This window comes from Candidatus Erwinia dacicola, assembly GCF_001756855.1.
Classification (GTDB): domain Bacteria; phylum Pseudomonadota; class Gammaproteobacteria; order Enterobacterales; family Enterobacteriaceae; genus Erwinia; species Erwinia dacicola.
The window spans coordinates 1-3,637 of record NZ_MAYS01000401.1 but is presented as its reverse complement, the minus strand read 5'-3'; the positions used below and the strand labels follow the sequence as shown (position 1 = coordinate 3,637).

Genomic DNA, 3,637 nt, shown 5'->3' with positions numbered 1-3,637 from the left:
GCACATGCTGCGGACATTTACCTTCCCGCTTCAGCAATGCCAGCGCCCGCCCATACGTCGGGGCTTTATCTGTGTTGATCAACCGTGGAATTTGCAGGCGCTTCGTATTATTCAGAAGTTTACCCATAAAGCGATAGGCGGCTTTGGTGTGACGACGTGAAGACAGGTAAAAGTCAATGGTGCAGCCCCTGCTGTCGACGGCGCGGTACAGATAAGCCCAGCGTCCGTTGACCTTCACGTAGGTTTCATCGAGATGCCATGAGCCAAAACCGGAAGGTTGACGCCAGTACCAGCGCCGCCGCTTTTCCATTTCAGGTGCAGAACGCTGAACCCATCGATAAATCGTGGTGTGATCGACATTTACCCCTCGCTCAGCCAGCATCTCCTGCAGCTCACGATAACTGATGCCATATTTGCAGTACCAGCGGACGGCCCACAGGATAATATGACACTCAAAATGTCGACCTTTAAATGGGTTCATGTGCTGCTCCTTCAACTAAACAGTGGCATCAGTTTACCATCGCCAGATCTTTGCAACAGTGCCCTTTGACCCACCTTTGTTTAACAACAGCAGTTGTAATTTGGGTCTTCCGCAACTTGGGTGGAACCTTTCAGGCCAGAGGACTCACCATTTTTTGAATATCCACGGCGAAACACATGGAAATCTGTTTCGCCGCTTTCATTTACTTCTCTCATATTCACCTCACGCAACGATGCCAGGCATTGAGGCGCTGACCACATCAACAGCAGCGGCCAGTACCGGCATGGTTTGGAAACGACTCTCAACGGAATAGACGAGTAAAGACAGACTGCGAATTGCATCGCTTGCCTTGTCCAGAATCTGATTGCGGCGCGCAACGGTCATCTTCTCCGTTGAAACCGCTTCACCGGCGATGGCACCAACACTGGCCACTGCGGTTAATGCACAAAACTGCATGTTTTCGGGTTTAACATTGTTCACTGGCACCGAAGGCTGGCAATTAATCTGGCGCAGCATGCCGTCCAAAATGGTTGCATCTTCGGTGTGGTCAGTGATTGCAAGCAGCTCAATCAGCGTTAACTGGTGTGACTGCTCAAGGTTCAGCTTGTTGCGGAGAGTTGCAGGCTGCATCCCTACTGCTTTGGCCACATCAGTGATGTTGTGCGCCAGCGTAAAGGCCCGGCAAGCATCATCAAGATAATTGCGTACAGAAACTTTGTAATCGTACATGTTTCGCACTCTACGAATTGATAGCCTTAATTACGCATTAAGCGAAACATGGCATTCGCTCAATGCCATTACGGTTAAAGCGGCCATATTCACCTCAACAAGCCCCTTTTTTTGGGCACCTTTGGGCTTGATTGGTAACTTCCCGTATGAAATCAGGTTCTCAGCAGTGCTTTTAGACATGCCTGTGCGGCGGCAGTACTCTTCTAGAGGGATGTAGGGATCGGGGATCACGATTGTAATGTTGGGTCGCATAATGCAAACTCCTTCGTTTATCGAAAGTGCCAATATCCATCAATATTGGCCAATATCTTTTTTGAAAACCACAAGCGCACTCTATGTTTCAAAAAGCTACATGTTAACATCAATTTGCTTTTTGCAACTTACTGTGGCGCAAATAGGGCTTTGAATGAGCAAATTTCAAGTAGACATGGACACTGATAGCGCTCCAATTCTCGACAGAGTTTTAGAGGCATACGGGTTCAGCCAAAAAATCATGCTTGCAGAGCACTTAGGTATGGCGTCTAGCAGCCTCGCTGGCCGCTATAGACGTGGGGGTTTTCCTGCTGACATTGTCGTTAGATGCGTTGCCGATACGGGGATCAATCTTGAATGGTTAGCGACAGGTAAGGGACGTAAATACGACGATCAACAACTGGATGCATCAACCATAGCTCGCAAAAAGTTGATTGACGGCCAGCTCTTCGATGCTGGCTATATTATGATTGACAAAACAATGATATTGGCACCAAAAACAGAACCACTTCGCCCCGTTCTAATTGTTGACGAACAATCTCAGTATTTGATTGAAATGGGATTCACAGAGGTTTACGACGGCGAATGGCTTGTTGAGATCGAAGGTAAAATCAGCATTAGAACATTAACGCGCATACCCATTAAGAAAGTTCGCGTTAGCGGTGTAGGAATGGCTTTCGATTGTGGTCTTGATGATATATCTGTATTAGGCCGCGTAACCCTGACGATTAGATAATATGGCACCAAGAAAACTAAGTGACGGGCAATGGTTAGCCGATTTCTATAGCGTTAACCGCAGTGACGGAAAACAAGGTAAACGCATACGAAAAAAGTTTGCTACTAAAGGCGAAGCACTTGCGTTTGAAAACTATACGTTACAAAAAGTAGATGACTCGCCTTGGCTCGGCGAAAAAAAGAAATAAGAAAGCTAACTGATTTGGTTCATCTCTGGTTTGAGAGGCATGGCATTACTTTGCGTGATGGTGAGAAACGCAAGAGTTCAATGCTATGGGCTGCGGAATGCATGGGTTCCCCTACCGCCAATGAATTTAGCGCCCAATTATTTACTGCATATCGGGCTAAAAGGCTTGATGGCCAATTTGCAAGAACGAAACGTATCGCTAAAGTTTCACCTCGAACAATGAATTTAGAACACGCCTACTTTTTGGCTGTGTTTAATGAATTGAAGCGTTTGGAAGAATGCTCAGCACCGAACCCACTGGAAAGCGTTAGACAATTCCGTACTGATGAAAGTGAGATGGCTTATCTAACTGACGAATAGATAGATTTGCTCTTGGCTGAATGTCGAAACAGTAGCGCGAAGGATTTGGAATTAATCGCCAAAATATGCCTCGCCACTGGCGCTCGATGGGGAGAAGCTGAAAAACTCAGACGCAGCCAAGTTTCTGCGGGAAAAATTACGTTTGTTAAAACTAAAGGCAAACGTAATCGTAGTATCCCAATAGATCCTGAGTTGAGCAGTGAATTACCTAAAAAGAATGGTGAATTATTTACACCATGCTATTACGCATTCCGCTCTGCACTTGAAAGGGCTGGAATAGAACTTCCAGCTGGCCAATTAACTCACGTATTAAGACATACGTTTGCTAGCCACTTTATGATGAATGGCGGGAATATATTAGTACTGCAAAAAATTCTCGGTCATACCGACATAAAAATGACAATGAGGTATGCCCATTTTGCACCCAACCATCTTGAAGAAGCTTTAAGGCTCAACCCTCTAAAGTGTCGCAAAAGTGTCGCAGGAGGTTAAGGATATTGGCCTTTATCGGAGGATATTGGCAAGATAACACCTTGATTTTTATGTAACTCATTGTTTTATCAGGCTCAGTTATGCTTCTCTTAATCAATTGGTCGCAGGTTCGAACCCTGCACGACCCACCACTCGCTTGTTAAAATGACAGTGGTTTTTCCAGCAGGTACTCTCTGCACAGCACCAACCTTGTAATACCCTCTTACAATTACATTTCTACCCCCAGATAACCATTGCAGCCACAGCAAAAGCCACGCTAACTTTCATAAATGCTTCAGGCCAGTCCATACTCATTTTCCCTTCTGGTTAGTTTTTGTCGGCTCATCATGTTCCAGATCATCAATTTCTTCTGCTATTGCGATGATGTCAGTGTAGTGGCACACTGATACAGGCCACCTGAT

The 3,637-nt window shown here is 45.8% G+C and carries 4 protein-coding genes and 1 pseudogene; 2 read left to right on the top strand and 3 right to left on the bottom strand.

From position 1 onward, the window contains the following. The 3 genes from BBW68_RS11150 to BBW68_RS11140 all read right to left on the bottom strand — a co-directional run. The coding region (locus BBW68_RS11150; protein ID WP_070135354.1) for an IS6 family transposase at positions 1–481 on the bottom strand (481 nt) is incomplete at its 3' end. A gap of 222 nt (positions 482–703) precedes the next feature. Beyond that, a complete protein-coding gene (locus BBW68_RS11145; protein ID WP_070135420.1) occupies positions 704–1,210 on the bottom strand; it encodes a phage regulatory CII family protein in 507 nt (168 codons plus the stop codon). Positions 1,211–1,240: 30 nt separating this feature from the next. Then, positions 1,241–1,462 carry a helix-turn-helix transcriptional regulator gene (locus BBW68_RS11140; protein ID WP_070135419.1) on the bottom strand — a complete coding sequence of 74 codons (222 nt, stop codon included), beginning with the start codon at positions 1,460–1,462 and terminating at the stop codon, positions 1,241–1,243. A gap of 154 nt (positions 1,463–1,616) precedes the next feature. Here BBW68_RS11140 and BBW68_RS11135 point away from each other — a divergent pair, with 154 nt between their 5' ends. Together BBW68_RS11135 and BBW68_RS11130 are read left to right on the top strand one after the other, a co-directional pair. Beyond that, positions 1,617–2,198 carry a phage repressor protein CI gene (locus BBW68_RS11135; protein WP_070135418.1) on the top strand — a complete coding sequence of 194 codons (582 nt, stop codon included), beginning with the start codon at positions 1,617–1,619 and terminating at the stop codon, positions 2,196–2,198. A 1-nt stretch (position 2,199) separates the two neighbouring features. Further along, positions 2,200–3,236, top strand: a pseudogene (locus BBW68_RS11130) (phage integrase). Positions 3,237–3,637: the final 401 nt, after the last annotated feature.

Excerpts from the sequence above, each read along its gene's own strand:
- BBW68_RS11145 (WP_070135420.1), bottom strand. The coding sequence starts at position 1,210 with ATGTACGATTACAAAGTTTCTGTACGCAATTATCTTGATGATGCTTGC.
- BBW68_RS11140 (WP_070135419.1), bottom strand. The coding sequence starts at position 1,462 with ATGCGACCCAACATTACAATCGTGATCCCCGATCCCTACATCCCTCTA.
- BBW68_RS11135 (WP_070135418.1), top strand. The coding sequence starts at position 1,617 with ATGAGCAAATTTCAAGTAGACATGGACACTGATAGCGCTCCAATTCTC.